The 5,765-nt window shown below is 40.9% G+C and carries 4 protein-coding genes and 1 pseudogene; 4 read left to right on the top strand and 1 reads right to left on the bottom strand.

Annotation, left to right across the window (positions count from 1 at the left end):
* From ACKPEB_RS07820 to ACKPEB_RS07805, 4 genes and pseudogenes are all read left to right on the top strand, one after another.
* Positions 1 to 271, top strand: a pseudogene (locus ACKPEB_RS07820) (bicarbonate-binding protein); the annotation flags it as partial.
* Positions 272 to 391: 120 nt separating this feature from the next.
* A complete protein-coding gene (ntrB, locus tag ACKPEB_RS07815) occupies positions 392 to 1,240 on the top strand; it encodes a nitrate ABC transporter permease (RefSeq protein ID WP_408964312.1) in 849 nt (282 codons plus the stop codon).
* Between the two features lie 72 nt (positions 1,241 to 1,312).
* Complete coding sequence (locus ACKPEB_RS07810; RefSeq protein ID WP_408964311.1) at positions 1,313 to 3,319, top strand: nitrate ABC transporter ATP-binding protein; 2,007 nt, start codon at positions 1,313 to 1,315, stop codon at positions 3,317 to 3,319.
* Positions 3,320 to 3,420: 101 nt separating this feature from the next.
* Positions 3,421 to 4,275 carry a nitrate ABC transporter ATP-binding protein gene (locus ACKPEB_RS07805; protein WP_408964310.1) on the top strand — a complete coding sequence of 285 codons (855 nt, stop codon included), beginning with the start codon at positions 3,421 to 3,423 and terminating at the stop codon, positions 4,273 to 4,275.
* Positions 4,276 to 4,523: 248 nt separating this feature from the next.
* On the opposite strand, the gene ACKPEB_RS07800 is transcribed toward ACKPEB_RS07805, so the two are convergent.
* Positions 4,524 to 5,495 carry a LysR substrate-binding domain-containing protein gene (locus ACKPEB_RS07800; RefSeq protein ID WP_408964309.1) on the bottom strand — a complete coding sequence of 324 codons (972 nt, stop codon included), beginning with the start codon at positions 5,493 to 5,495 and terminating at the stop codon, positions 4,524 to 4,526.
* Positions 5,496 to 5,765 lie beyond the last annotated feature (270 nt).

The following is a 5,765-nucleotide window of genomic DNA, read 5'->3' as shown; positions in this document are numbered from 1 at the left end:
TCCCTATAAAAGCCATGATTTATGGTTTTTAACTGAAAGCATTCGTTGGGGTTTCCATCAAGGTCAAATTCAAGATATTGCCCAAGCTAAAGCCTTAGTTGATAAGGTAAACCGCGAAGATATTTGGCGAGAAGCAGCCCAAGAAGCTGGATTTACGGCTGATATTCCCACTTCAACTTCACGAGGAGTTGAAAAATTCTTTGATGGAATTACTTTTGATCCCACAAATCCTGAAGCTTATCTTCAAAGTTTAACGATCAAAAAAGTTTAGTGATGAGTTCATAATTAAGAATTAATCTATAGAAATCATAGATAATTCTTAATTCTTGAAAAGTAAATCTTTCCCCATTCTTATTGTAGACTGAAAAAATTTTCAAGGAGTTGTAACAAAATGACAAGTACAGCGAAAAGAAGAACGAATGGAAATAGCTTTGCTGACAACCTCGGTGAATTTTGGAAAAAGAACTCACAAAATATTATTCTTCCCTTAATAGGAACCCTAGCATTTTTAGCAGTTTGGCAACTTTTATCCCTATCAGGAATTACCCGTTTGCCTGGGCCGTTGAGTGTGATTACCAATGAACAAACTCGAATTTTATTAATGTATCCTTTCTATGACCGGGGAGGTTTAGATAAAGGCTTATTTTGGCAAACCTTAGCCAGTTTAGGACGGGTGGCTCAAGGATATTCAATTGCTGCCATTGTTGGAATTAGCGTCGGAATTTTAGTCGGAACAAACCCCATTATTGATAAAGCTTTAGATCCCTTATTCCAGTTCCTCCGAATGGTCGCACCTTTAGCCTGGGTTCCTATTGCCTTAGTTGCCTTTCAACAAAACCAACCCGCCGCTATCTTCGTAATTTTCATTACTTCCGTTTGGCCGATTTTAATTAATACCAAAGAAGGCGTTAAACAGATTCCTGATGATTACAATAACGTAGCTCGTGTGTTGCAACTTTCTCGCAAAGAATATTACTTAAACATTTTATTTCCCTCTGCTTTACCTTACATTTTCACCGGATTAAGAATTGCAGTTGGTTTAGCTTGGTTAGCAATTATTGCAGCCGAAATCGTGATGTCCGGTATCGTCGGAATTGGTTTCTTTATCTGGGATGCTTACCAACAAAACTACATCAGTGACATTCTCTTAGCCGTCGTTTATATCGGTGCAGTAGGTTTACTCTTAGACCGAGGCATTGGTTACGTTCAACAATTAATTGTTCCCGGTGAAAGAAAGTAAACCCGTAGGGGCGGGGTTCCCCTGCCCAACCCCCACAAACCATCCCCCAATAATTACTAAGGAGTTAAAATCATGGCAAAACCATTAATCGAAGTTGAACAAATTGATAAAGTTTTTAATTTAGCCGGAGGCGGTCAATATATAGCCCTCAAAGGGATTGATTTACAAATCAAAAAAGGTGAATTTGTTTCCTTAATTGGACACTCAGGCTGCGGAAAATCCACCTTATTAAATATGGTAGCCGGGTTAGATTTACCCTCAGAAGGAATTGTCACCATTGAAGGTCAACGAATTACTAAACCAGGGCCAGATCGAATGGTTGTGTTTCAAAACTATTCCTTATTACCTTGGCGAACCGTCCGAGAAAATATTGCTTTAGCAGTTGATTCTGTCATGAAAGGATTACCGCTAGGAGAACGAAAAGCTATCATCGAAAGTCATATTGATTTAGTCGGTTTACGTCATGCAGTCGATAAATATCCGGCTCAATTATCCGGGGGAATGAAACAACGGGTTGCCATCGCTCGCGCTCTAGCCTTACGCCCGAAATTACTCTTATTAGATGAACCCTTTGGAGCCTTAGACGCCTTAACACGGGGTAATCTTCAAGAACAATTAATGAAGATTTGCCAAGACAATCAAATTAGTGCCTTAATGGTGACACACGATGTTGATGAAGCGGTTTTATTATCCGACAGAATTGTGATGTTAACCAACGGCCCAGAATCAAAAATCGGACAAATTTTAGATGTCGATATTCCTCGCCCCCGCCAACGGATGCAAGTCGTAGAACACCCCAGTTACTATCGCTTGCGGAGTGAAATGATTTATTTCCTCAATCAACAAAAACTGATCAAAAAAATGCGGGCGAAAAAGAATAAAGTCATTGCCCGTCATGGCTTAGAAAAAATTAATTTAGAACTGGGTTTTGTTCCCCTCACCGCCTGTGCCCCCCTCGCCGTTGCTAAAGAACTCGGATTTTTTGAAAAACACGGTTTAGATGAAGTCCATCTCGTGCGGGAAAGCAGTTGGCGCGGCGTTAGTGATGGCATTGCAGGAGGCTATTTAGACGCGGCTCAGATGCCCTCTGGGATGCCTTTGTGGATGACCTTGGGGGGGGATGACACCAAACCCGTAACGGTGATTACATCCCTCACCATGACCCGCAACGGCAACGCCATTACCCTCGCCCGTCGCTTCTATGACCAAGGCATTTACACCTTGGCAGACTTCAAAAAAATGCTGTTACAATCCCCAGGACAGCAACATCGCATGGGGGTTGTCCATCCTAGTTCCATGCACAACCTGTTACTCCGCTATTGGTTGGCTTCGGGAGGGATAGACCCTGACCATGATGTGGAACTGTTGACCATTCCCCCCGCCCAAATGGTAGTGGACTTACAAGGCGGCACCATTGATGGGTTCTGCGTCGGCGAACCTTGGAACCTGCGGGCGATGATGGAGGATGTCGGGTTGACCGTGGCGACGGACTTAGAAATTTGGCCGGGACACCCTGGAAAAGTCTTAGGGGTGCGGGAAGACTGGGCGGCGACCTATCCCAATACCCATATCGCCTTAGTGAAAGCGTTGTTAGAGGCGTCCGCCTATTGTGCTGACCCGGAAAATGCCAATGAAATTCGCCAAATTTTAGCCCAACGTACCTATCTGGGCACTCGCCCCGAATATATTCAATTGGCTGATCCCAATGATGCCGCTTGCAACCTGGATCAACCCATGCGTCAATATGCCCATCATCAATTTTTTGGGGAAGGGGTGAACCGTCCCAGCCGTACCGAACAACTGTGGCACATGGTTCAAATGGCCCGTTGGGGACATACTCCTTTCCCCCGCAACTGGGTGGAAATTTTAGAACGTTTATGTGCAGTGGGGGCTTTTAGTACCGCCGCCCGTGAATTAGGACTTTCTGAAATTAGTTATAGTCGCAGCGCTATTCAATTATTTGATGGCACAAAATTTGATACTGAAGATCCGATTGGTTATCTCAATAATTTGAAAATAAAACGGGATTTTACGGTGACAGAAATTGTTTTAGATACGCCTCGCTTTAAAGTGGCTTGACTTCAGAAACCGGGTTTATCCCTTGATTTTTGCTCAGAAACCCGGTTTCTATATCTTGAGTTAAAACTATCGTGAAATTTAAAATTCAGGAAATATCAACCATGACTACAACTAAAACTTCTGCGTCTACCTTTGGCAAAAAATTTACTAAAACGTCAAAAGTTAAAAATCAGCCTTATTTAGTGTTTGATCAGGTTTCTAAGGTTTATCCGACTGCTAAAGGGCCTTACACGGTTTTAAAAGATGTTAATCTCACGATTAATGAAGGGGAATTTATTTGTGTGATCGGACATTCGGGTTGTGGAAAATCGACGTTATTAAATATGGTTTCTGGGTTTAATACTCCATCTGATGGTCAGGTGACATTACGCTCAAAACCGATTTTAAAACCAGGGCCAGACCGCATGGTGGTGTTTCAAAACTATGCGTTATTACCTTGGCGGACGGTCTTTGAAAATGTTTATTTGGCGGTTAATGCGGTTCATCCGAATAAATCTGAAGTTGAAAAAAATGCCATTGTTCGAGATCATTTAGCAATGGTGGGATTATCAGAAGCTGCTGAGAAAAAACCGCCTCAAATTTCAGGGGGGATGAAACAACGGGCTGCGATCGCACGGGCGTTAGCCATTCGTCCTGAAGTGTTAATTTTAGATGAACCCTTTGGGGCGTTGGATGCAATTACTAAGGAAGAATTGCAGGAAGAATTGTTAAAAATCTGGAATGATCATCGCTGTACAGTATTGATGATTACCCATGATATTGATGAGGCATTATTCCTCGCTGATCGCTTAGTCATGATGACAAATGGCCCCTCGGCAACTATTGGAGAAATCTTAGAAATTCCCTTTGAACGTCCGCGTGATCGCACTCAAATTATGGAAGATCCCGAATATTATAACCTCAGAAATTATGCCCTCGATTTCCTCTATCGTCGCTTTGCCCATGATGATGAATAAATAATTGTTGACACACCTTAAACCCCTGGTTTCTTGAAGAAACCAGGGTTTTATAGCACCACGCATAGAGAGTGTTTGACATTACCCCGGAAATACAAAAAATCCGACTAATAATTTAAGTAACAATCATTCCACTTTGAATCTAAAGAGGATTTAAAGCCGTTAAGGGCGAGAACACTTCGCCCCTAACAGTTATCCTGAGATGAATTAAAATTTCATTTCTTTTTCTATCCTAACCTTAACCCATCTTATCCCATTTTAACTAAATCTCCATAATGATTTGCGCTCAAATTTCCATTGTGTAAGGATAACGCTCCTAACGGAGGAATATGATGGCTTTTTTCTAATAAAAATTTTAAAAAAGTTTCAGAAATTACCGATAATTGTTTTCCTTCTAAATGAGTCACATACCATCGCAAATGAATCGGAAAATGTTGTACATCTAAAATTGTTAGTTCTCCCATTAACTGTTCTGCCATTAAGGTATGTTTCGATAAAACCGAAAGTCCTAAACCACCAGCGATCGCTTGCTTAATGGCTTCGTTACTTCCTAATTCTAAACGCACTCTCACCCCCACTTTATACCGTTCAAATAACTTTTGAACGGCATGGCGTGTTCCTGAACCTTGTTCTCGCATAATAAAAGGCTCTCCCGCTAACGATTTAATGGGAATATTTTTTTCACCCGCTAAAGGATGATCTCGTCGGGATACCACCACTAAGGGATTATCTAAAAACGGTTGACTGGATAATGCTAAATCTTCAGGCGGTTGACTCAAGATATACAAATCATCTTGATTGTCCTGCATTCGTTGAATTAAGGTAGCATGATTCGTCACTTGTAGCGCAATATCAATCCCTGGATATTGTTGACAAAAATATCCTAACAATCTAGGAACAAAATATTTAGCTGTTGAAACCACACCTAACCGCAACCGACCTTGTTTTGTTCCTTTTAATGAAGCCACTTGCATTTCTAAATTATCCAACCGTTCAAAAATATCTTGACAAGTTGATAGCAAGGCTTCTCCAGCTTCGGTGAGATACAGTTGCTTTCCAATTTGTTCAAACAACGGTAAACCAATGGTCTGAGTTAGTTGTTTAACTTGAGTTGAAACCGTTGGCTGCGTAATCATCAACTCTTCAGCGGCTTTGGTAAAGCTACTATGACGCGCTACCGCCTCGAATACTTTCAGTTGATGTAAAGTTGCCTGCATCAAGATTCTATCCCTCCTTGAGTCATTAGGGTTATCAAATCAAAAACTTTGTAACGTTCCTGCTGTTTTTATTATAGATATAAATCAATCAATTTGTCATTTTGTATAAAGCAAAAACTATATAAGTAAAATTTATCTACACGGGTTCCGGGTGGAAATCCTAAAGAATCTTTACAGAATCAGGATTTTGAGAAAATTTACATTAAATCGATCAGATTAATTCCTTTATAAATTATAACTTCTGGCTCATATCTATGTTGTTTTTTTATTCAA

The organism is Planktothrix sp. (assembly GCF_046067725.1).
Taxonomy (GTDB): domain Bacteria; phylum Cyanobacteriota; class Cyanobacteriia; order Cyanobacteriales; family Microcoleaceae; genus Planktothrix.
Note: the sequence above shows the minus strand (reverse complement) of the source record. Positions and strands in the feature narration are given on the sequence as shown.